We start from the raw sequence: 23,123 nt of genomic DNA, 5'->3' as shown, positions 1-23,123 counted from the left end.
CTTAAGCACTATATTTATTTAGATTCTTGATGAAGTTTTAATAAATATTGTCCATAACCTGTTTTCTTAAAGAATTCTCCTCGTGCTAATAATTGTTCACGATCGATCCAACCATTATTAAAAGAAATTTCTTCAAGGCTAGCAACTTTCAAGCCCTGTCTATGCTCAATAGTTTGTACAAACTGGCTTGCTTCTAATAAAGAGTCATGTGTTCCTGTGTCTAGCCATGCAAAACCACGCCCTAATACTTCAACATTTAAGTTTTCCTGTTGGAGATAAACGTTATTTACATCTGTAATTTCAAGCTCACCACGATGAGATGGCTTTATATTTTTAGCAATTTCTACTACAGCATTATCATAGAAATATAATCCTGTGACTGCATAGTTAGATTTTGGCTCTGCAGGTTTCTCCTCAATACTAAGGGCTTTACCCGAATCATCAAAATCAACAACGCCAAATCGTTCTGGATCATTTACATAATAACCAAAAACTGTTGCACCTTTTTCTTGTTGTGCAGCACGTTTTAGCTGATCACTAAAATGTTGTCCATAGAAAATATTATCGCCTAAAATAAGGCATACATTATCTTCACCAATAAACTCCTCACCTAAAATAAAGGCTTGAGCTAAACCGTCTGGAGAGGGTTGTACTTTGTAAGATAGTTCTATACCTAGCTCTTTGCCAGTGCCAAGTAATTTTTCAAAGTTTGGTAAATCTTCAGGTGTTGAAATAATAAGTATTTCCTTAATACCTGCAAGCATTAATACAGATAAAGGATAATAAATCATTGGCTTATCATAAATAGGTAAGAGTTGCTTCGAAGTACCCATTGTAATTGGATATAGTCTTGTACCCGAACCGCCTGCCAATATAATACCTTTACGATTTTTTTGCTGAGTCGTCATATTATTTCTCCAAGCGCATGCGCTACGCCTTGCTGCCAATGTGGCAAGTGAATTTTAAAATTTGTTCTAATTTTTTCAGTATTTAGCCTTGAGTTCAAAGGGCGTTGTGCAGGCGTTGGGTAATGACTTGTTGTCACTTCATGTACTTGTTTTACTTTAAGTTCAAGCCCTTTCTCTCTTGCTATAGAAAAAATAAAGTTTGCGTAGTCAAACCAAGACGTTTCTCCTTGAGGCGCTAAATGATAATGCCCATGTAATGAGTCTTGCTTATCTATATTTGCAAAGTAATAACATATTGCCTGTGCGGTTACATCTGCAATTAAACTCGCACTTGTAGGCGCACCAATTTGATCATGAATAATACTTAGCTCATCTTTACTTTGTGCAAGTTTAAGCATCGTTTTAATAAAGTTATGACCATGTGTGCCATACACCCAACTGGTCCGAAAATTTAGAAACTTTGCTTTTGATTTTTCAAGTGCAACTTCTCCCGCTCTTTTCGTTACACCATAAATATTGTTTGGTGCAGTTTCATCAGTTTCCAACCATGCTTGCTTGCCAGTGCCTGGAAAGACATAGTCCGTAGAATAATGTACTAATAATGCATTATATTGACATGCGAGATCTGCTAGAACTTGAACAGATTGATGATTAATTAAATCTGCACTTTCCTGTTCAGTTTCAGCTTTATCTACTGCCGTATATGCAGTTGCATTTACAACGACATCTGGTTGTAAATGCTCAAATATTTTTCTAATCTCTTGATGGTTCGTAATATCACCACTTAAATTCAAAGTAGGACATGTATTTCTATCTAATGCATAAACTTCACCAAGTGGCTGTAAAGCGCGTTGAAGCTCCCACCCCACTTGACCATTTTTTCCTAGAAGTAAAACTTTCATAATTAGACTCAATTTAGATAGTTATTCATCATATTGAGTTTTTACCCAATTTTGATATTCACCACTTTGAACTCTTTGAACCCAATCGGTATTATTTAAGTACCATTGCACTGTTTTCTTTAAGCCAGTTTCAAAGCTTTCCACAGGTGTCCAGCCTAAATCTTTTTCAATCTTACTTGCATCAATTGCATAACGTAAATCATGTCCAGGTCTATCTTTCACATAAGTAATTAAGTCTAAATACTTATGTACACCTTCTGGTTTATTTGGTGCAAGCTCTTCAAGCAACTGACAAATTGACTTTACAACATCAATATTCTTTTGTTCGTTATGTCCACCAATATTATAGGTTTCACCAATTTCTGCTTCAGTCACTACTTTATAAAGCGCGCGTGCATGGTCCTCTACATAAAGCCAATCACGAATTTGCTCGCCATTGCCATAGATTGGTAAAGGCTTACCAGCAAGTGCGTTTAAAATAATAAGCGGTATGAGTTTCTCAGGGAAATGATATGGACCATAATTGTTTGAGCAGTTAGTAATGACAACTGGTAAACCATATGTTCTGTGCCAAGCTCGTACCAAATGGTCTGAGCTTGCTTTACTTGCAGAATAAGGAGAACTTGGTGAGTATGGTGTTGTTTCTAAAAATAAATCTTCTGTACCCTCTAAGTCTCCATATACTTCATCTGTAGAAATATGATGAAATCTAAAAGCATTTTTCTTTGTAGATTCCAATTGACTCCAATAATGACGTGCAGCTTCTAATAACTGATAAGTCCCAATAATATTTGTTTCTATAAAGTCTTTTGAACCTGTTATTGAACGATCCACATGAGATTCTGCCGCTAAATGCATCACTAAATCTGGTTTAAATTCTTTAAATAATTGATCTAGACGAGTACGATCACAAATATCAGTTTGTGAAAACTGATAACGCTCATTATTTTCAATTTCTTGTAATGACTCTAAATTACCAGCGTAAGTTAATTTATCTACGTTCAATACATTATTTTTTGTTTCATTAATGAGATAACGTACTACGGCAGAACCAATAAATCCTGCACCACCTGTAACTATAATATTCATTTAACACCACAACTTTATATTTAAGTTAAAACTTTATAGGAAGCTTAACACTAAGGGAAATACCACTATCATTTTTGAAATATTTTGAATCACTCAACCAACCTACAGCTTTCAAATAGATATCTGGCTTAACCTGAGTTTCCCAACCAAGCTCCATTGCTCTAACTTGATCATTTTTTGGAAATGCTTTATTAATATCTAAGCTGGATTGATTAACTTCTGCATATAACACACGACCAGTTATACGATTGATAGCATTAATTTGTACATTACCACCCACAGAATACATCTGACCATCTCCCCCCATAGCATGTCCAATTGGATAGCCATACTGATAGTACCCTGCTTTATATTGATGGTGGTTATAAGTGTACCCTAAAACATGACCATCAGTTCTAGTATCTGCCCACTCTGCATAAATTTGGTAGGGTCTATTATAAATACTTGATGAATAATCAACCCCTGCTAAGTAAAGATTCTTCGCTGGTAGTTTCCCAGACTCATCCTCACCAATCATTTGTCCATAAATACCTACAGGAATATTTAATAGTGGTTTCAAATTAAGGCGAGCATCAAATCCTGCAAGTTGATTTGATGCATTCTCAGCATTTGCATCACAATTTGCATCTTGGCAGCTATTGTCATTACCAATCATGGCATTCCAATATGCTTTAAAACTATCAGGCTGTCCTTTTCCACCAATTTGTAAAACACGCGATGCACCAAGCTCTAATGACTGAAAAGGTTGCGCTGTAACACGCATACCTAATAATTTAGTACCAGGAATAGAGGTGTAATGCTGAAACTCTCCTGCAAATAGCTGATATTGCCATGGACCAATCCATGATAGCCATTTATTTTCAAATGCCTTTTGTTCCGCTCTTTGCATTGTAAATCCTGGTACTGGTCTCGTTGCATCTCCACGAATCAAACTACCATCATGACCAGGCCCCCACCAAACAGGCGTATCACCAAAGCTAACCCATTGATTCCATGCTTTCCCAGCAATATATGAGCCATTTACATTAAATGGACTATTAGTGCGTATTATCTGGTTTACCTCTAAATTTAACTGCAGGTGAGCATCCCAATTTTCATCACTTTTTTGTAATGTTAATCCTGCTTTAGATTGAGCAGTATTATTGTCACCAAAGCTACTTGGTAACTTATTTTGTGCCGTAGATGTACTTGCCTCTGCAGAGATAGAAGTATGACCTTCAGTAATTTTTTGCTGTACCGCATCAACTACTTTTTGCTGTGTCTGATTTACCACATTAGCATTTTTTATTGCTCGTATGACCTCATCTGTACTTAGAGGCCATGTAGATGTACTCACTTGGACTACACCCTGCTGATTCAGCCAATTTAAGTCTGACCGTAAGTCATTATCATTCATTAAAAATGCTTGCGCATAAATTGTTGATGATGAAAGACCTACTGCAGATATTAAAATCATTTTATGATGTAATCTCATAGCAAATATCCTTTTTATTCTTTAGATTTATAATCATAGCTATAGTTATAGCCATAACCAGCTGCGCGCTCTACGCTATTAAGGACCACACCATGTATTTGGCGATCTGCATTTAAGAAACGATTTAATGTAAGTTCAAGCTCTTTTTTGCCTGTTTTAGCAAATCTTACCACCAATAAATTCACATCACTAAATTGTGAAATAATAGTTGCATCCGTAACTGCAAGTACAGGTGGTGTATCAATAATTATATGATCATACTGTTCTTTCAAGTTCTGAATTATACTTTCAAAAACACCTGTATTGAGCAGCTCAGAAGGATTACTTGGATTCTTACCTCGGCTAATAAATGATAGGTTATCTTGTTCTGTAGACTTAATAGCTTCATTAAGAGAAGTCTGTCCACTTAATACATCAGATAAGCCTTTATCATTATCACTTTGACTAAAATACTTATGTAAATAACCTCGACGCATATCTGCATCTATAAGTAATATTCGACTTCCACTTTGCGCCAAAATAACAGCTAAATTTGCAGAGATAAATGACTTACCCACCGCAGGAGATGCCCCAGAAATCGTCAGCACTTTATTGGCCGTTTTTGCAAGTGAAAAGTGAATTGCTGTTCTTAAACTTCTTAAACTTTCAATTGCAACGTCGTCACTTTCTTTCAATGCAAGTACAGGCACACTATTTCGTTTCTTGAGTAATCTATTTTTAACTTCCTGCTTCGGAGATTTTGGTACCGTCGCATATACAGGAATATCAAATTCATTTTCAATTTCTGCTGTATCTTTTATCCCTGAACGCATTAAGTTTTTAGCCAAAGAAACTAAAACACCAAAAAACAAACCTACAATAAAAGCCAAGACTACTGTTATTAAAGAGCGTGGTTTAATTGGTTTAATTGGCTCTACAGCAGTATCAATAATACGTACATTCCCAATTTCACCTGCTTTTGCTACGCTAAGAGTTTGGTAAGTATTTAATAAATTTGTATAAAGCTCATTTTTAACTTGTACTTCACGATATAGTTGTAAGTACTGACGCTGTACTTCTGGAAGTTTCTTTAATGTTCCATCAAGTTCATTAATCTTTTGTGTAATTGCTGCAAGTTGTGCATTTACCTCTTGCAGTACTGGATGCTGTGCTGTGTATTTTGCTGCCAGTTCTGCTTGCTTTTCTTGCAATACAATTCGTTGTGTTTCTAAATCGACACTTTGCTTTAAATACAATTGTGCTTCTTGATTTACATCAACTGTATTATTCTTTTCACGAAATCTATTCCAAACTTTTTCCGCATTATCTAAATCTAATTTCAGCTCAGGCAATTGCTTATTTAAAAAAACTAATGTTTGCTCTTTTTGTGCCGTATTACTTTCTATATTTTGCTGTTTATAATTTACCAACACTTGGTTCAATACATCAACGATTAAAGCTTTATTGCTTCCTTGGTAGGTTAAACCAATAATATTAGTTTGTTTACCTTTTTCAGCAGCAGAATAGTTTCCTAAAAAATTAGCCATCGCTGTTGTAATTGCATTTTTGCTTACAAAATACGTTTGTTTACCTAATTTCTGAGCATCACCATCAATTTCAATATTCCATTGCTCACCAAAAGTATTTTTTTCACTTGAAACTTTATTTAATTGCCCTTTAAAAATAACTTCATTGGTTTTCGAGTCAGATAGGACGTAGCCAGCCGAATTAAAGCTAAGGATTAATTTTTTATCTAAGAATGAATCGGGTACATCGAACTTACGAATAGCAAACTGCTGTGTACCGTCTTGTATCTTAACTGCTTGTGTGGAATAGTTCTCTGTAAAATCAAGTGGTGAGAATACTTTTTTGAAAAAAGAATCATCAGTCGGTATAACATTAATATCTAAATTCAGTTGTTTAATTGTTGTACCTAACACCAACCGAGATTTTAAAATTTCAACTTCACCATCTGCTGCTTGGGTACCCCCCAAACCATTAGCCCCCATAATTCCTGAAAGCTCTTTACCAAGTAGTGCCGATGATCCACCATTTTTATCATCGACTTGAACCATCGCATCAACAGCATATGTGCTAGGTGTTACACGTAAATACAGTAAAGCACAAAGAACGCTGAGTAAAATACAAATACTAATCAGTTTCCAATGTGCAATTAGGGAAAAAAAGAGCTCTTTTAAATCTATTGTATCTTCGGTTGGCTTTTGTATTGAGTAGCTCATAGCATCCGCATCAATTAGTTAAATTTTTATTCCAATCATTTACACAAGAAGCAATTAAGTTTGCTGCTTCATCAAATATTTTTTGGTCTTTACGAAAAGGATCAGACACATTGGCATTTTGCCAATGACCCAATCTAAATGTTTTACCTTTTGCAACAGGCCATGTTTGTTCAATATGCTTTTGCTGACGAGAGCTCATTACCAAAATAATATCTGCCTCTGCCACTAAACTCGCATTCAACTGCCTTGCTGTATGAGGGCTAAGGTCAACGTCAAAACGTTTTGCTGTCTGTTGTGCTTTATCATCTGCCGGATAGCCAACCAATGCTGAGATACCAGCAGATGATACATTTAAATGAGGATTTTGCTTTTTTAAAAAATATTCAGCCATTGGGCTTCGGCAAATATTTCCTACACAAACAACTAAGACATTCTTTATTTGCATATTAATTACCTAGTTTTTACCTAACTGCTGAAGAGTATATAACGTACTTGAGAACGGTATAATCTGATTAACCACACGCTGCCAACGTGTTAAGCCTGTTGCATCAATATACACAATATCATTGCGTTGCATTGTAAACTGGCTTGCTAATCCTAAATCACCAATATTAGAAAGATTTAAATGATAAATTGCTGTGGCATGATCTTTTGTACCCGTTCGCACCACATAAACTTTGCTAGAATTTGCTGAACTTGGATCTAAACCTAGACCTTCACCCAATACATCAGCAAGCGTCATTCCCTGATCACGCATTTCTAATGCTTGATTTTTTCCTGTTTCACCCATTAAATAAATTTTATTATTTGCACGTGAATTCACATAAATCGTATCATTCGGTTGAATGAAAAGTTTATTTAATGAAAATCCAGCCTTTTCTAAAGCAACAGTATTCAGGTTATAAGTTTGTCCATTACGTACAAGTGAAACAGAAGTACTATCCCCCGTACTTGTTACACCACCAGCCATTCCTAAGGCTGCATATAAACTTACAGGTTGATCAGTTAAATAATATTGACCGCCTTTTGTTACATTACCTTGCACAGAGTAACGTTTGCCTTGATATGAAACAACTCTTACCAAAACATCTGGACTCTTAAGGTATCGGCTCAGTAAGTGTTTAATATCTTTATTAATTTGAGAAAGTGTTTTTCCTTCTGCTTTATATTGACCAACAAGAGGTAATTGAATATAGCCATCTTGATCAATCGGATAACCATAAGCTTGTACGGTTTGATCATTACTAATAGTTGCAGATGATGGTGCTATTTCAGGATAATTCCATAATTGAATAGATAGAACATCACCTGAAGCCATTTTATAAACTTGTTGTGATGTACCAAAGAGTGAAAGATACTCAGTCTTATTATTAATTTCTGCTGGTCTTGTCGCAGGAATCGTATCTTGCGTTAAAGGAATAACATCTACAGTCGTGCCTAAATCTGTTTTATACATACCTTGGGCAGGTACATTATATGTTTGCAAACCTGAAACAACCGTACATCCTGTAATTGTTGTGCAGAAAAAACCTATTAAAAATATTTTAGAGTAATTCACTTTTATCACTTGCTAGCAACTGTAATAAATTTTATTCGTCTTATCATAGTCGATTTTTCGTATAATCCAAGTATTGGAACGTAATTTATTTTTTTCGAACAATTTATAAACAGAGTCTTTTTACCTTTATTCAACTCATTTTTTTATAACAAAAATATTCAGTATTTTTTAATTTTTTATTATTATCATATGCCATTTATTGACACTGTCATCAAACAATAATACCTCAAATGACTTTTAGGAAATCATATGATTCATAGTGAATATATTTTTGATATGAATGATATCAATGCACCAATTACACATAATTTATTTATTAATACTCAAAGTATTTCTCAAATTATCTCCCAAAAAAAGCAAGTACAAAATAAACATCAATTTAGCCAAACATTTTATTTCTCAGATAATTTTTCTGAAACGGCGACTACAAAGTATCAACCACTATTATCTCATATTAATATAGATAAATTCACACAAGCATTAGAGAGTATCTCTGCAACTGTAAGCCAATTTCAGTGTGCAAAAAGCATTCGTATTGCCTTAGAAACGGCAGGAGCAAAAATACTAAAGCACCCTATTGCGGCATCTGACTGGGGACACACTTTAGAAAGCCTTGGATATAAAAAGATACAGCCTGCTTTTGACCAGCCGCTTGAAGGTGACATTTATATTATTAAAAGGACAAAACGCCATAGTTATGGACATATTGCAGGCTATACAGGCACAGAATGGGTTTCAGACTATAAGCAACCCACATATGAGGTTTATCATGATAGTGGTGTAAGGTATCAATACTATCGTTTAGATACATCATCTTAAATCAAGTAAGAAATCGACAATTTTCTTCACATGCGCTTTTGTTGTATCAAATAAAGGGGTTGCTAAAATTTCCTGTTCAGGCAGTAACATACCTATTTCTGTACAACCTAATACAATACCTTTAGCACCATCATCTTTTAGCTTTTGAATAATCTCAAGAAACTTTAAACGTGATGCTTCTATAATTTTTCCATGACACAATTCATTATAAATAATGTCATGAATTATTTTTCGATCTTCACTACTTGGTGTTGCTACGCGAATGCCACAATTTTTTAAATGCTCTTTATAGAAAGGTTGTTCCATTGTAAAACGAGTACCTAGCAATGCAATATGCTGAATATCTTGTTCTAAAATCATTTGCGCAGTTGCATCTGCAATATGCAAGAAAGGGATAGAAAGATCACTTATAATTTTTGGTGCACAAATATGCATTGTATTGGTACATAAAGCGATACCATCAACACCTGCAAGTTCTAACTTTAAAGCTTCTTTCTTTAATAGATTACCCGCCTCCTCCCAATTCCCAACTTTTTGCAACTCTTCAATTTCTGCAAAATTTACACTATTTAAAATAATCTTGGCTGAATTGAGCCCACCAAGTGACTTTTGTACTTCTTGATTAATTTGCTGATAATATAAGTCTGTTGACTCCCAACTCATACCACCCAACAATCCTATTGTTTTCATTTTTGTTCCTTTTATATTTGTTTAAATGCCAAAGAAACTATGCTCTTTAGCATTTAAAGATAATACTTTCTAATGGGTTAAGCTTTAATAAAATGATGAACTGCTTTGGACAATCGATCTAAACCTTCATTAATTTCTTCTTCAGAAATCACTAAAGATGGTGCAAAACGAACAACATTTGGCCCTGCAACAAGTACCAATACACCATAATCACTTGCAAGCTTCATTAACTCACCTGCTTTTCCTGCAAATTCAGGCTTCAATACAGCACCAAGAAGTAAACCCTGACCTCGAACTTCATCAAAAATTTGTGCCGTTTCATTTATTTTTTTTAGTCCCTCAACAAACCACTTATGGTTCTCTTGAACTCCTTGTAAAACTTCTTCAGTATTTACAAACTCAAAGACTGCATTTGCCACAGCACTTGCCAATGGATTACCACCATAAGTTGTCCCGTGGTCGCCTACCGCATACATATTTGCAAAATGATCAGTCGTCAGCATTGCACCTATTGGAAATCCTCCACCTAATGCTTTTGCAGTTGTTAAAATATCAGGTACTACGCCAGTATTCATATATGCATATAAGCTACCTGTACGCCCTACACCCGTTTGTACTTCATCAAAAATAAGTACAACCTGTTTTTCTGTACAGTATTCTCGTAAACCTTGTAAAAACTCAAGATTTGCGGGTACAACACCACCCTCACCTTGTATCGGCTCAACAATTACAGCACATGTTTTCTCTGTGATAGCAGCCTTTGCAGCTTCCAAATCATTATATTCCACATGCTCTATACCTTTTGGCAATGGTGCAAAATCTTGAGAATACTTTGGTTGCCCACCTGCGGTTACTGTAAACAGCGTTCTTCCATGAAATGAATTTTTAAAGGAAACAATATGGTTTTTCTGCTCGCCACCTGTCTTTAAGCCAAATTTTCTCGCAAGCTTTAGGGCTGCTTCATTGGCTTCAGCACCTGAGTTACAAAAGAAGACTTTATCTGCAAATGTATTTTCAACAAGATTTTTAGCTAAACGTAATACAGGCTCATTGGTATAGACATTACTGACATGCCATAGCTTTTTAGCCTGCTCAGTTAAAGCATTGATCGCCACAGGATGTGCATGTCCTAGACTATTTACAGCAATACCACCAGCAAAATCAATGTACTCTTTTTCTTGTTGGTCCCAAACACGGGAACCCTCTCCTCGGACTAAAATAAACTCAGCAGGAGAAAATACGGGAACCATCCAATCATCAAAATTTTGACGAGTTATTTGATCTTGCGTTTGCATTTTTATGCCTCTGTTATAAAAGGAAATTTCCCTATTAGTTTTATCATAAATAAAACCACTGAAACCAAATTATTTTATTTTTGACTCTCAATAAACAAAAATGCTTGGGATTTACCCAAGCATTTATTACATTCTTTATTAAAGTCGAATTAGCCTGGGAATATACCACGCTCTTTTCTTGCTTTTAAAATACGTTCACATGCTAAAATATAAGCTGCTGTACGTAAACTGCACGATTTTTCTTCTGAAGTTTTCCACACATCTTCGATCGCTTGAATCATCAACTTATCTAAACGTTCATTGATTTCTTCTTCGCTCCAAAAGTAGCTCGCCATATCCTGCACCCACTCGAAGTAGCTCACTGTCACCCCACCTGCATTACAAATAACATCAGGTACAACAGTTACACCACGGCGAAGCAAAACATCATCAGCAGATGGATAAGTCGGACCATTCGCCCCTTCTAAAACCATTTTTGCAGATAAGCGCTCTGCCCGCTCTACAGTAATTTGTCCTTCTAATGCCGCAGGAATAAAAATATCCATTTCCACATCCCAAAATGCTTCATTTTCTATTTTTTGACTATTTTCAAAACCTGCAACACCATGATGCTTTTCTACATAATTCTGCAATGCTTTTACATCTAAACCATCAGCATTAAAAATGGTACCTGTATGATCTTGAACAGCAACGACTTTTGCACCTGCTTGATTAAATAGGTAAGCAGCTTCGTTACCTACATTACCAAACCCTTGTACAGCAACCTTACTATTTTCAATAGATAGACCAATTTTTTTCGCAGCCTGCAAACCAGTTACAAATACGCCACGACCTGTTGCACGTACACGCCCTAAAGAGCCACCAAGATGTACAGGCTTTCCTGTTACAACACCAGTTACAGTATGTCCATGCTGAGTAGAGTATGTATCCATCATCCAACCCATAATATTTGGATTAGTACCTACATCTGGTGCAGGAATATCTTGTTGAGGACCAATTACAGGACTAATTTCTGTCGTAAAACGGCGAGTTAATCGCTCTAATTCACGTGTAGAAAGTTTACGTGGATCAACACGAACACCACCTTTTGCGCCACCGAAAGGTAAGTTTAATACTGCTGTTTTAATTGTCATCCATGCAGATAAAGCCATCACTTCATTTAAATCTACATTTGGATGATAACGAATACCACCTTTACCTGGACCACGTGACAAATTGTGTTGTACACGATAACCTTCAAAGTGTTGAATCGATCCGTCATCCATAACAATCGGTACATCAACAATTAATGCGCGTTTCGGTCTTTTCAATGTATCTATATATTTTTTTAGATCACCTAAATATGGCGCAACACGATCAATTTGCGCTAAATAAGTTTGCCAAGCATCTGTATTTTCATTTACATAAGAAAGGTTTGACATTTGTTCCTTGACCTTTTCGCTGTTTCGAGTACTCCATCACATATAAAAGCAATATTGGGTAAATACTATATTTATTGTGATTTCATTATCTCATTTCTATTCAGAACTTTTTGGTTCTCTATAAATAAAACACGTTAAATACTAAATCCATTATTTAACGTGTTTTATTATCATATACCTACCAATACAAAAATCAATTATTAACAATCAATTAAAATATCAGAAATAACGATTAAAATTATCGTTATTTATTTGTAAATAAAGCAAAAAATATACCAATCAAAAAATATAAAATAATTTAACAACAAATTAAATTTTAAAAACCTAAAAAATATTTTTAGATATATACTCTTATTAATAAATAATATTTTTATATATGAAAATTAATTTAAAAAAATATACAACAAAATAACAACTAATACCTTATATAAAAATATATAAAAAGTTAAAGTAACTAAGCTAAGTCATATTTATTGAGCTAAAACTAGATATAACTGGAAACCTGAAGAGTTTTATCTCCATACATTTATAAACAACATGCCATATCACAAATGAAAAGTGACTTGCATAAAAACAGGCGATTCAATCGCCTGTTTTGTTCAATATCAGATTAAATTATTGCTTTTCATGTTTCATATCTGACATGTTATGCTCATGTTGCATCGACATATGATCCATATTCATTGGCTCACTCGCCGACTGACTATCACCCGACCAAGTTTTCGCATATTCATTTACATTTGTTGTATCATGCTGGACTGATAAAAACAAAAATGCGAGAAATAATACACCGCATATAATTGCAACAACCACACCTAACCAACTTTTATTACTAGAGTTTTTTACATTTGTTGTCATCTCAATATCCTATCAATTTATTTAAGTATTTATTTTATAAATAGATAATAGGTGCGGGTGGTGCTTGACTCAAAGGTAAATAATATTTTCGTATCCAGATGGAAAGATTAGTTAATCGAAAAATACAGAAGATAAAAAATAAGCTCAGCCACTTTAGATGTTCCATATTACTGTAAGGAAACCAAAGTAAAGCATGACCATAAAGTAAGTAAAATATACATACCTCATGTAGTGTATGCTGTTGATGATAAGTATGTACTCGACTTATCTGCGGTTGATGAGCTGTTTCTTTAGGAGAAAAATCAACTCTTAGCTCTTCACAAAGTAAACGCTGTAAGTGATTTGCAGATTGCAAAACAGGCTGTAAAAAAAAATTAAGCTGTAGACTCCATGCACAAAGGCACAGAGAAATCCCCAAACGTTTTGTCAATAAAGTGCCAATCATTAAGTTGATATTTAATATATTCTAATCCACTTTCAAATGATTAAAAGTATATTAGAAAAAAATAAATAAAAAAAAGCACGTGATTCACACGTGCTTTTTCAGATTCAGTGAAATTTAAAATGGTACACGTTTATACTGACGGTATTCAGGTGTCCAAAAATTATCTTGAATATTCTTTTGTAATAGCTCATCTGAAATTTCTGGTGCTACACCTGCTGCAATTGCCGCTTTGGCTACCTCAAATGCAATCACTTTAGATACAGCTTTAATATCATTTACATCAGGTAATAAATCACCTTGAGTATCATGTAACAACGGAGAACAGTCTGCTAAAGCTGTACTCGAAGCCATTAACATACTATCTGTTACACGTGTTGCACCTGATGCAATAATCCCTAGTCCAATACCTGGGAAAATATATGAGTTATTGCACTGCGCAATATTATGCAATTTTCCTTGATAGTTCACAGGTGCAAATGGGCTACCTGTTGCGATTAATGCTTTACCTTCTGTCCATTGAATAATATCGGCAGGTACGGCTTCTGCACGCGATGTTGGATTAGATAATGGTAAAACAATCGGACGCTCGCAGTGTGCGCTCATTGTACGGATAATTTCTTCTGTAAATAATCCTGGCTGACCCGAAACACCAATAAGAACTGTTGGCTTTGCATTTTTAACGACATCATGTAAAGAAATAATATCTGTGGTTTCCCAAGACTCAATCACAGACGCTTTTTGTGCAAGTTTCTTCTGGAAATCTAAAACATTTGGCTGATTATCTGTAATTAAACCAAAGCGATCAACCATAAAAATACGCTCACGTGCAGCTTCATCTGTTAAGCCTTCTGATACCATTTGTGCCACAATCTGCTCTGCAATACCACAACCTGCAGAACCTGCACCAAGGAATGCAATTTTTTGATCTTTCAGTGCCTTACCTGCGGCACGACTTGCTGCAATTAAGCTACCCACAGAAACGGCTGCTGTACCCTGAATATCATCATTAAAACAACAAATTTTATCACGATATTTATTCAATAATGGCAATGCATTTTTCTGTGCAAAATCTTCAAACTGAATTAATGCCTTTGGCCAACGACGGCGAATTCCACGGATAATATGATCGACAAACTCGTAATATTCATCGCCTGTAATACGTGGTTGGCGCCACCCCATATAAATTGGATCATTCAGTAATTGTTGACTATTTGTCCCAACATCAATCGTAATTGGTAAAGTATACGCAGGGCTAATTCCACCACATGCGGTATATAGAGATAATTTGCCAATTGGGATACCCATGCCACCAATTCCTTGATCACCTAAACCAAGAATTCGCTCACCATCCGTAATCACAATCACTTTGACATTTTTACGATTCACATTTTGCAAAATATCATCAATATGATCACGATCAGGATAAGAAATAAATACACCTCGATGGCGACGATAAATATCTGAAAAGCGCTGACATGCCTCACCGACAGTTGGTGTATAAATAATTGGCATCATCTCAGATAAATGATCTTCAAGGAGTCTGAAGAATAAGGTTTCGTTAGTATCCTGAATATTTCTTAAATAGATATGCTTATTAATATCGCTATTAAACGCACTGAATTGTTGGTATGAACGCTGACTTTGTTCTTCAATCGTTTCAATTACATTTGGAATTAAACCATGCAAATTAAATCGTGTTCTTTCATCTTCACTAAATGCTGAACCTTTGTTAAGCAAAGGAAGTTCTAACAGTGTATTACCTGCATAAGGAATATAAAGTGGACGTTTTTGGGGGAAATCAGAATTCATACGCTCTCTCATCTTTACCATAACTGTATAAACAGTATGCGATCATATCTTGCTCTAAGCTTAATTGTTTTTTTTATAAATGGATATGTTTATTTATAGTTCATCAGTTATTTTATAAAAAATACCCTTAAATAACAAAGACTCATTCAATTTAAGGGCAAAAATAGAGAGATCATCTAACAGTGTATACTTTATGCTTTTTTCTTCGCAAAGCGCCCAAACTTACGATTAAAGTTCGCAACACGACCTTCATTACTTGCTTGACGAACTTCTCCTGTATAAAACGGATGAGAAGCGCTTGAAATATCTAAAGTCATGTATGGATATTCTTTTCCTTCATAAACTTTTGTCTGTTTTGGCTGTAATGTCGAACCAATAATAAAATAAACGTCAGCATTTGTATCATGAAAAAGAACTTGCTGATATTTAGGGTGAATATTTCTCATAGTGAGTACCTGAATATGATTACATTAATGTTACTTTATAACATAACAATAAACCTTTTTATATGCGTTGTCAATTTGTCAAAATATACGAAACATTCCCTAAAGAAGCCGAAATTTGATATATTTACCATTTTTATGCAACAGTTTTTCTATTGATATGAATACGGCCATACAAGCAGCTTTAGACCATGCCGTGCAAACTCTTATTGCACAAGAAATTCTCCCTGCAGATTGGAAGAATGCAAGCCACCTAACACGTACAAAAGACCGAAGCCATGGGGACTTTGCATCAAATATTGCAATGGTTGGCTCAAAAGCTGCGGGTATGAAACCTCGTGATCTTGCAGAGAAAATTTTAGCTGCGTTACCGCAAGTTTCAGAAATTAGTAAAGCGGAAATTGCAGGTCCTGGTTTTATTAACTTCTTCTTAAATGCAGACGAACGTTATGCTGTATTAGATCAAATTCAACAACAACAAGAAAATTTTGGTCGTACAACACATAATGCTGACCAACGCGTACAAGTCGAGTTTGTTTCAGCAAATCCAACATCTAGCCTACATGTAGGTCATGGTCGTGGTGCAGCATATGGCATGACTGTTGCAAACCTACTTGAAGCAACAGGTGCAACTGTAGACCGTGAGTACTATGTCAATGATGCAGGCCGTCAAATGGATATCCTTGCAACATCAACATATCTACGCTATTTAGAGCTTAATGGGCAAGCACTTGTTTTCCCCAAAAATGCGTATCAAGGCGACTACGTTAAAGAAATTGCACAAAGCATTATTAACCAAGATGGTACAGAGTACGACTTCCCTGTTGCAGACGTATATAAAGATGTTCCTGAAGATGTGCAATATGCAGAAGAGCTCGATAAAGACGGCAACAAAGTTGTTTTATCAGGCGATAAAGAAAAACATATTGATGGCTTAATTGCCAATGCACAAAGCCTTCTTGGACCAAACTATCGTATTTTCCATCAAGCAGCACTCGATGCCATCTTAGAAGATATTAAAGATGACTTAGGTGAATTTGGTGTTACGTTCAACCAATGGTTTAGTGAAGCAACACTTGCAGACAAGATTGAAGAGGCATTAGAAACTCTTGAACAACGTGGTTTCTTATACGAAAAAGATGGAAACATCTGGTTTAAGTCAACTGAATTTGGCGATGAAAAAGACCGTGTTGTGAAACGTCGTAATGGTCAAGCCACTTATTTCGCTTCAGACATCGCTTACCATTTAAATAAATTACAGCGTGGTTACACTCACCTATTAAATATTTGGGGTTCAGATCACCACGGTTATATTGCACGTGTGAAAGCAGCAATTGATGCTTTAGGTTATGACTCATCAAAACTGACTGTATTGCTTGTACAATTTGTAAGTTTATGGCGTGGTGGCGAAATGCTACAAATGTCTTCTCGTTCAGGTCAATTTGTGACATTACGCGACTTACGTAAAGAAGTAGGTAATGATGCTGCACGCTTTTATTATGTTATGCGTAAAAGTGAACAACATATCGACTTCGACTTAGACCTAGCAGTATCACAAAGTAAAGATAATGCAATTTACTATATTCAATATGCACACGCACGTATTTGCCGTATGCAAGAAAAAGCAAAAGATGTTGGTATTACATTTAACACTGTAGATGCTCGTCCTTTTGCAGAACATTTAACACTCGAAGCAGAAACAGCAATTTTAGCTAAACTTGCCGCATATCCTGACGTTGTTTCACGTGCTGCAACTGCATATGAACCACATCAAGTTGGTAACTATTTAAAAGAGCTTGCTGCCCTATTTCATGCTTGGTACAACGAACACAAAGTACTGAATGATGATGCAAACCTAACACAAGCACGTCTTCTTCTTTCTGCAAATGTACAAAGAGTTTTACGTAATGGTTTAACACTTCTCGGTGTATCTGCACCTGAAGCAATGTAAGTTAGAGGAATCTTAACGTGTTTGGTAAAGTGCAACGTGGCGTTTCAAAAAAACCCAAACCATCTAAATCGAAACTGTTTCCTACTTGGTTAGGTACAGCGATTATTATTCTTATCGTATTTTTTGGTGCGGTTGCCTTTGCACTTTGGAAACCTTGGGCACCTGTGCAACATCCACAGGCTTCCCAAAATGCCATGAGTAAAGATACAGAAACCAACCACGACTATCGGTTCTATGACCAGTTACCAAAACAACAGGTCACGCCTATACCAGAACAAGCGGTACCAACACATCAAACTACGACAGACAGTATTATTGTTGAAGCACCACAAACTGCTTCCGATATTACAAATGCAGGTATATCTACCAATGATCCTACACCTGTTTCGTATATTTTACAGGTTAAAAGCTTTCAAGACCCAGACAGTGCAGATGCTAGACGTTCAGAAATTTTAATGAACAAACTGCCTGCAGATGTAATTACGAGTACTGAAGGTGGACAAACATGGTATCGCGTTATTTCAGGACCTTATCAAACACAACAGGATGCTGTGCAAGCACAGCAAACTCTACAAAATAGTGGCATCGACTCTATTGTGGTAAAAAACTAACTATCTAAGAACAGGCAATCATCTAGTGATTGCCTGTTTGCTCTTAAACCATTTAAATTTTTCAGCTTTTATAAAAAACACTGCATTACCTAATAAGATTAATCCAATACCAAATACCGCATTAAATGTCCAAATATAACCATCCATCAGTGTAGAAACAATCAAAGCAACCAAAGGAAAAAGCAAAGTGCTATATGCAGCATTACTTGCCCCAATACGCCCAACCAAAATAAAATATGTACAAAAGCCAATAACAGAACCAAATATAGCCAAATACAAAATTGAGAGTTGTGAAATAACCTGTACCTGAGGAAGTAAATTTTTTCCTAAAATGAGGCATAAAAACAACATAATTATTGCACCATATAACATGGCATATGCTGTTGTTGTAAAAACATCTCTACCATGCTTCTGATGTTGAACACTCAGCATATTTCCTAGAGAAAATCCACACGTTCCTATTAAACATAGAACAATTCCAAACACTACATCAGGTTTAAAATGAGTACCATAAATATCATGCCAAAATAGTGAAACAATGCCACTTATACCTAAAATGGCTGAAAAATAAAACTTTTTTGAAATAGGCTGTTTAAAGAAAATACGACTATTTATTGCATTAAATAGCACTGCAAGTGAGAAAATAATGGCTTCTAAACCACTATTGATGTAGTGAATTGCATAGTAAAAACATAAAAAATTAAAGCCAAAAATACAACAGCCCTGAAGTAAACATAATAGATGTGCCTGCTTAGATATTTTTTTTAGCTTCTTAAATAAAATAAGTACTGTAAATAAAAGTAAGCTGGCAATCAAAAACCTCCAAAATACAGAGACTTCAGGAGCAATAAAACTACGTTGTTGTAATGTAATCGCTTGCCATGTTGTACCCCATATCAGTACAACAAATCCATATAAAAGCAAATTCAGTTTCATGCTTATTATCTCAAGCCTTTAAATTTATATTCTCTACAATCTACCCACGCTCTGAATCCATATTCTTGCGATAGATATCTATATTTTTGTGTATTTATTCCCCTTTTTATTCTTCGATCCTTTATATTAAATAATCAAATTATTTAGAAAACTGTCTTTCTTATTTTATGTAGTACGATGCTATGCGGTACGATATCTTAGAACAATTACAGCGCTTTAAAACTCGATTGGTCAACTCAGTTGAGATTGGCTCAGGTATCCAACTTGCACATTGGGAAAACAGTCATGACTATGTAAAAGTATGCAGTAACCATCATACACTTAGCCTTTATGTAAAAGATGGTTATGAAACTTATCAAAAAACGGCTCATGGCTGGAAAAATGGTGGTGGGCCCAATAAGTTTTGCTTAATGCCTCAAAACTCTGAATCGACTTGGGATATCAGAGGCAACCTTTCCTTTGTTCATCTTTACTATACACAGCAACATCTACAACATGTAGCAGAGCAAGTTTGGGATAAATCGCCAAATACCATTGAGCTTCATGAAAATGCTTTTGTGCTTGATGAAAAAGTCAGCTTCTTATATCAAAACTATCTTATTCAACCTACGTGGGCACACCAAGAAAATCACTTGGAAATGAGTATGGCAGCATCATTACTCTTAACCCATATGGTCAAAAACTATAGTAATGTCCTGTGGCATCTCCCTAAGATCAAAGGTGGGCTATCTCCCTATGCACTTAAATATATTTTGGAGTGGATTGATGCACATTTAGATCAGCCACTTACATTGAGCCAATTGGCACAACAAGTCCATTTAAGCGAGCATCATTTTGCACATATGTTTCGAAAGTCAATGCAGATACCACCTCACCAATATGTTATGCAACGTCGCTTAGAAAAAGTACACCATACACTCATGCATACAACACAGACAGTTATCGAAGTTGCACATTTATATGGATTTAGCTCTGCAAGTCACATGAGTGATCGGTTCAATACTTATTATGGCTATAGGCCTTCTAAACTCAAATAATGTTCAGAAACCACCTGAATACCATACTGACGAAATAAAGCTGTTGTGACACCGACACCAACCCTTGTCTCTCCATTAAACTGACCATTATAAATATAGCTACTTCCACAAGAAGGGCTTGCTTCTTTTAATACGACATGTGTCACTTGATACTCTTGTGCAAAAGCCAATGCTTTTCTAGCACCTTCAATATACAACTGTGTAACATCATTTCCAGTGTTTTCTATAACTCTCGCAAATCCTGCAAGCACATCATAACCATCTCCACCTCTAATTTCTGCAGGTGGCCTAGGTGTAGAAAACCCCGCCAATAACTCAGGACATATAATTTTAGCTTTATTTTCTAAAACTAACTGTCTAATTGTATTATTTAATGCATCGGTTGCATTATAACGTACAGCATTTCCAGCCAAGCAAGCACTTACGAGAATCATCAGTTAAGTCGTTTCTAGTTTTTCTTTCACTCTTGCAATACGGTATCCATCTCTTTCCTCTATTCGTTCTAAATAACGTTTAATATTAGGAATATTTAAAGAAGGTTTTCGTGCAAGCACATCTAATGGAAAACTCATTTGAATATCGGCAAAAGAAAATTCACCTGCAAGATAATCATGGTCAGCTAAATAGTTTTCAATATATTGAATATGATCACTCAAACGTGGCTGAATAAATGCTTTTTTAATGCTTTTTGAGAATGTCTGAGCAACAGGACGAATAATAAAAGGCGCACGTTGTGCAGCAAGTCCAAGAACCAAACGAAAGACCAGTAAAGGCATGAGAGATCCTTCTGCATAATGCAACCAAAAAAGGTACTGCTGTAAATCAGAAGGCTGTTTTGGCTTAAAAGTACCTGCTATATCATAAGTCATTTGCAAATACTCAAGTATTGCCCCTGACTCTGCAAAAGCAGTACCATGATCTGTCAAAATAGGGGCTTTCCCTAATGGATGAACCTGTTTAAGAGCATCTGGAGCAAGAAAACTTGATGTTCGCTCATAATATTTAATCTTATAATCTACACCAAGCTCCTCTAATGCCCAAATAATTCTAAAAGAACGTGAATGCTCTAAATGATGTAGCGTAATCATGCTATTTTTCTTTGACAGTTTAAATTATAAGATCAATTTAGCATGCTCTAAAATATGTAAGCTAGCACTTATTTCAGATTATTACGCATTTCCAACTTAAAGATGATCTAGATATTCAGGCTCTTTAGGAATTGCTAAACTACAGAAAAAGCAAATAACTAACATTAAAATAACGTAAATGAAAAATGTATTCTCTAAACCACTGGCTTTAAACTGTAGTGCAACAGAAGGAGCAGATCCTCCAAAAAGAGCATTTCCTACAGCATAAGAAAAACCAACACCAAGCGCACGCACATGTGAAGGAAACATCTCAGCTTTCACCAAACCACTAATCGAAGTATAAAAGCTCAACAATAACATCATTAAAATAAGTAGTCCTGCCACAACAAATGTATCATGTGCAAAGTATGGCATAGCAACTGCCATCACTGGATAAATTGCTATAGCAAGTAAAGCACTAAAAGCAAGCATAGCATTACGACGACCAATCCGATCAGCCCATGCACCAAATACAGGCTGTACCAACATAAATACAAATAATGCCCCTGTCATAATATAGCCAACAGTTTTATCTGGAATTCCTATACTATTTGTCAGATATGTTTTTGAATAAACAGTAATTGTATAAAAAGCCAATGACCCTGCAGAAGTATATCCAACAACCAATAAAAATCTTTTCCAATGCTTTGTAAACAATTCGACTAAACTTCCAGACTGCTCTCTTTGGCTTTCATCTGTAGATAAAGTTTCCTCTAACCCCCGACGTACAACTAGAGAAATTAGTGCGGCACACCCACCAAGTACAAAAGGTAATCTCCACCACCCTGCTTCTAGCTGCTCATGCGTTAAAAATGCCAACATAATGACACTGAGTAAACTTGCAAGTAACTGTCCGCCTGACAGAGTCACATACTGAAATGAAGAAAAGAAACCACGTTGCCCTTTTAAACCAATTTCACTCATATACGTTGCAACAGCACCATATTCGCCACCAACAGATAATCCTTGTAATAATCTCACCACTAATAATAAAAAGGGTGCAAGAATACCTACTTGCTCATATGTTGGTAGAAATGCAAACAAAAATGAACTTAATGCCATAAAACATATAGAAATAATCATAGATTGTTTTCGACCATGACGATCAGCAATACGTCCAAATAACCAACTTCCAATAGGACGCATAAAAAAGCTCGCGGCAAAAACACCCCAGACATAAATTGACTTAGTTGTAGCAGCCATATCAGGTGCAGTTAATGCATGAGTAAAATATACAGCGAACACTGCATAAATATAAAAATCGAACCACTCCACTAAATTTCCTGATGCTGCACCAATAATTCCACGAATACGACTACGTTTTTCTTCCACGCTATATGTATTCATTTTTCATCCTTATGTGCATAATTGAAATTTTTCTTTAGCACTACACCATATAACGTATGGTCAAAAAAATACTATTAGCCATTTGGCTATAAAAAATTTCTGAAATAGCTCTACACTAAAATTAAAATGCTCTTCAGCCTTATAAATCGTTATAATTTTCTTTCCGAGGTAGTCATCTATTTAA

The 23,123-nt window shown here is 35.5% G+C and carries 22 protein-coding genes; 4 read left to right on the top strand and 18 right to left on the bottom strand.

Annotation, left to right across the window (positions count from 1 at the left end; genetic code table 11):
- Positions 1-14 precede the first annotated feature (14 nt).
- Genes rfbA through AC1MPL_RS02995 form a run of 7 tightly spaced genes read right to left on the bottom strand, consistent with a single transcriptional unit; the run spans position 15 to position 8,150 of the window.
- Positions 15-908 carry a glucose-1-phosphate thymidylyltransferase RfbA gene (rfbA, locus tag AC1MPL_RS03025; RefSeq protein WP_479764129.1) on the bottom strand — a complete coding sequence of 298 codons (894 nt, stop codon included), beginning with the start codon at positions 906-908 and terminating at the stop codon, positions 15-17.
- Positions 905-1,810 carry a dTDP-4-dehydrorhamnose reductase gene (gene rfbD / locus AC1MPL_RS03020; RefSeq protein WP_479764128.1) on the bottom strand — a complete coding sequence of 302 codons (906 nt, stop codon included), beginning with the start codon at positions 1,808-1,810 and terminating at the stop codon, positions 905-907. Before rfbD ends, rfbA begins: the two co-directional genes overlap by 4 nt.
- 21 nt (positions 1,811-1,831) lie before the next feature.
- Positions 1,832-2,899 carry a dTDP-glucose 4,6-dehydratase gene (gene rfbB, locus AC1MPL_RS03015; protein WP_479764126.1) on the bottom strand — a complete coding sequence of 356 codons (1,068 nt, stop codon included), beginning with the start codon at positions 2,897-2,899 and terminating at the stop codon, positions 1,832-1,834.
- 25 nt (positions 2,900-2,924) lie between these two features.
- Positions 2,925-4,373 carry a capsule assembly Wzi family protein gene (locus AC1MPL_RS03010; protein ID WP_479764124.1) on the bottom strand — a complete coding sequence of 483 codons (1,449 nt, stop codon included), beginning with the start codon at positions 4,371-4,373 and terminating at the stop codon, positions 2,925-2,927.
- Positions 4,374-4,387: 14 nt separating this feature from the next.
- Positions 4,388-6,592: a polysaccharide biosynthesis tyrosine autokinase gene (locus AC1MPL_RS03005; protein WP_479764123.1), complete on the bottom strand. Its 2,205-nt coding sequence runs from the start codon at positions 6,590-6,592 to the stop codon at positions 4,388-4,390.
- Positions 6,593-6,602: 10 nt separating this feature from the next.
- On the bottom strand, positions 6,603-7,037 hold the full coding sequence (locus AC1MPL_RS03000) for a low molecular weight protein-tyrosine-phosphatase (protein WP_479764122.1): 435 nt from the start codon (positions 7,035-7,037) through the stop codon (positions 6,603-6,605).
- 9 nt (positions 7,038-7,046) lie between these two features.
- The gene (locus tag AC1MPL_RS02995; RefSeq protein ID WP_479764120.1) at positions 7,047-8,150 is read right to left on the bottom strand and encodes a polysaccharide biosynthesis/export family protein; all 1,104 of its coding nucleotides are present in this window, start codon (positions 8,148-8,150) and stop codon (positions 7,047-7,049) included.
- Positions 8,151-8,399: 249 nt separating this feature from the next.
- Here AC1MPL_RS02995 and AC1MPL_RS02990 point away from each other — a divergent pair, with 249 nt between their 5' ends.
- A complete protein-coding gene (locus AC1MPL_RS02990) occupies positions 8,400-8,969 on the top strand; it encodes a CHAP domain-containing protein (protein WP_479764118.1) in 570 nt (189 codons plus the stop codon).
- Here AC1MPL_RS02990 and AC1MPL_RS02985 read toward each other — a convergent pair.
- The 7 genes from AC1MPL_RS02985 to AC1MPL_RS02955 form a co-directional block, all read right to left on the bottom strand.
- The gene (locus tag AC1MPL_RS02985; RefSeq protein ID WP_479764116.1) at positions 8,961-9,659 is read right to left on the bottom strand and encodes an aspartate/glutamate racemase family protein; all 699 of its coding nucleotides are present in this window, start codon (positions 9,657-9,659) and stop codon (positions 8,961-8,963) included. The genes AC1MPL_RS02990 and AC1MPL_RS02985 overlap by 9 nt on opposite strands.
- A gap of 77 nt (positions 9,660-9,736) precedes the next feature.
- Positions 9,737-10,954 carry a bifunctional succinylornithine transaminase/acetylornithine transaminase gene (locus AC1MPL_RS02980; RefSeq protein WP_479764114.1) on the bottom strand — a complete coding sequence of 406 codons (1,218 nt, stop codon included), beginning with the start codon at positions 10,952-10,954 and terminating at the stop codon, positions 9,737-9,739.
- Positions 10,955-11,103: 149 nt separating this feature from the next.
- Complete coding sequence (locus AC1MPL_RS02975) at positions 11,104-12,375, bottom strand: Glu/Leu/Phe/Val family dehydrogenase (RefSeq protein WP_479764112.1); 1,272 nt, start codon at positions 12,373-12,375, stop codon at positions 11,104-11,106.
- 615 nt (positions 12,376-12,990) lie between these two features.
- On the bottom strand, positions 12,991-13,233 hold the full coding sequence (locus AC1MPL_RS02970; protein WP_479764110.1) for a hypothetical protein: 243 nt from the start codon (positions 13,231-13,233) through the stop codon (positions 12,991-12,993).
- A gap of 34 nt (positions 13,234-13,267) precedes the next feature.
- The gene (locus AC1MPL_RS02965; protein WP_479764109.1) at positions 13,268-13,663 is read right to left on the bottom strand and encodes a hypothetical protein; all 396 of its coding nucleotides are present in this window, start codon (positions 13,661-13,663) and stop codon (positions 13,268-13,270) included.
- 129 nt (positions 13,664-13,792) lie between these two features.
- Positions 13,793-15,487 (bottom strand): NAD-dependent malic enzyme, encoded by a 1,695-nt coding sequence (locus AC1MPL_RS02960; RefSeq protein WP_479764108.1) that lies wholly within the window; start codon positions 15,485-15,487, stop codon positions 13,793-13,795.
- Positions 15,488-15,678: 191 nt separating this feature from the next.
- On the bottom strand, positions 15,679-15,933 hold the full coding sequence (locus AC1MPL_RS02955; RefSeq protein ID WP_479764106.1) for a type B 50S ribosomal protein L31: 255 nt from the start codon (positions 15,931-15,933) through the stop codon (positions 15,679-15,681).
- A 157-nt stretch (positions 15,934-16,090) separates the two neighbouring features.
- Between AC1MPL_RS02955 and argS the strand changes: the two genes are divergently transcribed.
- Both argS and AC1MPL_RS02945 read left to right on the top strand, forming a co-directional pair.
- Entirely contained in the window at positions 16,091-17,881 is a 1,791-nt protein-coding gene (argS, locus tag AC1MPL_RS02950) for an arginine--tRNA ligase (RefSeq protein WP_479764104.1), read from the top strand.
- Positions 17,882-17,898: 17 nt separating this feature from the next.
- Entirely contained in the window at positions 17,899-18,492 is a 594-nt protein-coding gene (locus tag AC1MPL_RS02945) for an SPOR domain-containing protein (protein ID WP_479764103.1), read from the top strand.
- Between the two features lie 18 nt (positions 18,493-18,510).
- Here the strand turns inward: AC1MPL_RS02945 and AC1MPL_RS02940 are convergent, their stop codons facing one another.
- Entirely contained in the window at positions 18,511-19,422 is a 912-nt protein-coding gene (locus AC1MPL_RS02940; protein WP_479766140.1) for a DMT family transporter, read from the bottom strand.
- 188 nt (positions 19,423-19,610) lie between these two features.
- On the opposite strand from AC1MPL_RS02940, the gene AC1MPL_RS02935 reads away from it, so the two are divergent.
- Positions 19,611-20,465 carry a helix-turn-helix domain-containing protein gene (locus AC1MPL_RS02935; protein WP_479764101.1) on the top strand — a complete coding sequence of 285 codons (855 nt, stop codon included), beginning with the start codon at positions 19,611-19,613 and terminating at the stop codon, positions 20,463-20,465.
- Here AC1MPL_RS02935 and AC1MPL_RS02930 read toward each other — a convergent pair.
- From AC1MPL_RS02930 to AC1MPL_RS02920, 3 genes are all read right to left on the bottom strand, one after another.
- Positions 20,441-20,899: a 2-thiouracil desulfurase family protein gene (locus AC1MPL_RS02930; protein WP_479764099.1), complete on the bottom strand. Its 459-nt coding sequence runs from the start codon at positions 20,897-20,899 to the stop codon at positions 20,441-20,443. The two genes, AC1MPL_RS02935 and AC1MPL_RS02930, sit on opposite strands and share 25 nt — an antisense overlap.
- 3 nt (positions 20,900-20,902) lie before the next feature.
- Positions 20,903-21,553 (bottom strand): glutathione S-transferase, encoded by a 651-nt coding sequence (locus tag AC1MPL_RS02925; protein WP_479764097.1) that lies wholly within the window; start codon positions 21,551-21,553, stop codon positions 20,903-20,905.
- 96 nt (positions 21,554-21,649) lie between these two features.
- A complete protein-coding gene (locus tag AC1MPL_RS02920) occupies positions 21,650-22,939 on the bottom strand; it encodes an MFS transporter (protein ID WP_479764095.1) in 1,290 nt (429 codons plus the stop codon).
- Positions 22,940-23,123: the final 184 nt, after the last annotated feature.

The sequence above is a fragment of the Acinetobacter sp. N1-1 genome (genome assembly GCF_056711485.1).
This window is presented reverse-complemented; position numbering and strand designations above follow the sequence as displayed.

Bases quoted from the DNA above. Each gene is read 5' to 3' on its own strand.
- rfbA (WP_479764129.1), bottom strand. From the start codon at position 908: ATGACGACTCAGCAAAAAAATCGTAAAGGTATTATATTGGCAGGCGGT.
- rfbD (WP_479764128.1), bottom strand. From the start codon at position 1,810: ATGAAAGTTTTACTTCTAGGAAAAAATGGTCAAGTGGGGTGGGAGCTT.
- rfbB (WP_479764126.1), bottom strand. From the start codon at position 2,899: ATGAATATTATAGTTACAGGTGGTGCAGGATTTATTGGTTCTGCCGTA.
- AC1MPL_RS03010 (WP_479764124.1), bottom strand. From the start codon at position 4,373: ATGAGATTACATCATAAAATGATTTTAATATCTGCAGTAGGTCTTTCA.
- AC1MPL_RS03005 (WP_479764123.1), bottom strand. From the start codon at position 6,592: ATGAGCTACTCAATACAAAAGCCAACCGAAGATACAATAGATTTAAAA.
- AC1MPL_RS03000 (WP_479764122.1), bottom strand. From the start codon at position 7,037: ATGCAAATAAAGAATGTCTTAGTTGTTTGTGTAGGAAATATTTGCCGA.
- AC1MPL_RS02990 (WP_479764118.1), top strand. From the start codon at position 8,400: ATGATTCATAGTGAATATATTTTTGATATGAATGATATCAATGCACCA.
- AC1MPL_RS02985 (WP_479764116.1), bottom strand. From the start codon at position 9,659: ATGAAAACAATAGGATTGTTGGGTGGTATGAGTTGGGAGTCAACAGAC.
- AC1MPL_RS02980 (WP_479764114.1), bottom strand. From the start codon at position 10,954: ATGCAAACGCAAGATCAAATAACTCGTCAAAATTTTGATGATTGGATG.
- AC1MPL_RS02975 (WP_479764112.1), bottom strand. From the start codon at position 12,375: ATGTCAAACCTTTCTTATGTAAATGAAAATACAGATGCTTGGCAAACT.
- AC1MPL_RS02970 (WP_479764110.1), bottom strand. From the start codon at position 13,233: ATGACAACAAATGTAAAAAACTCTAGTAATAAAAGTTGGTTAGGTGTG.
- AC1MPL_RS02960 (WP_479764108.1), bottom strand. From the start codon at position 15,487: ATGAATTCTGATTTCCCCCAAAAACGTCCACTTTATATTCCTTATGCA.
- AC1MPL_RS02955 (WP_479764106.1), bottom strand. From the start codon at position 15,933: ATGAGAAATATTCACCCTAAATATCAGCAAGTTCTTTTTCATGATACA.
- argS (WP_479764104.1), top strand. From the start codon at position 16,091: ATGAATACGGCCATACAAGCAGCTTTAGACCATGCCGTGCAAACTCTT.
- AC1MPL_RS02935 (WP_479764101.1), top strand. From the start codon at position 19,611: ATGCGGTACGATATCTTAGAACAATTACAGCGCTTTAAAACTCGATTG.
- AC1MPL_RS02930 (WP_479764099.1), bottom strand. From the start codon at position 20,899: ATGATTCTCGTAAGTGCTTGCTTGGCTGGAAATGCTGTACGTTATAAT.
- AC1MPL_RS02925 (WP_479764097.1), bottom strand. From the start codon at position 21,553: ATGATTACGCTACATCATTTAGAGCATTCACGTTCTTTTAGAATTATT.
- AC1MPL_RS02920 (WP_479764095.1), bottom strand. From the start codon at position 22,939: ATGAATACATATAGCGTGGAAGAAAAACGTAGTCGTATTCGTGGAATT.